Source organism: Campylobacter sp. 2018MI13 (assembly GCF_018501135.1).
Taxonomy (GTDB): Bacteria; Campylobacterota; Campylobacteria; order Campylobacterales; family Campylobacteraceae; genus Campylobacter_E.
In genome coordinates this window covers 1-388 of the sequence record NZ_JAHCZC010000298.1, presented here as the reverse complement: position 1 = coordinate 388, position 388 = coordinate 1, and the positions used below count along the sequence as shown (strand labels likewise).

Below are 388 nucleotides of genomic sequence, written 5' to 3'. Positions count from 1 at the left end.
AGTGTGGATACCGTCTTATGGAGCAAAACCCGCAGTCACAGCTGAAACTTCTTGTCACCCGTGGTAAGGAGCAAGGCTATCTGACCTATGCTGAGGTCAATGACCATCTGCCGGAAGATATCGTCGATTCAGATCAAATTGAAGATATCATCCAAATGATCAACGACATGGGTATTCAGGTAATGGAAGAAGCGCCTGATGCCGATGATCTGCTGCTGGCTGAAAATACCACCAGCACCGATGAAGATGCGGAAGAAGCTGCTGCACAAGTTCTGTCCAGTGTTGAGTCTGAAATCGGTCGTACGACTGACCCGGTACGCATGTATATGCGTGAAATGGGCACTGTTGAACTGTTGACCCGGGAAGGCGAAATCGACATCGCTAAACG

The 388-nt window shown here is 49.0% G+C and carries 1 protein-coding gene; it reads left to right on the top strand.

Translation table 11 applies throughout. The features are described from left to right. Positions 1 to 17: 17 nt before the first annotated feature. On the top strand, positions 18 to 388 hold a 371-nt coding region (locus KJQ99_RS10675; protein WP_284467064.1), incomplete at its 3' end, for an RNA polymerase sigma factor region1.1 domain-containing protein.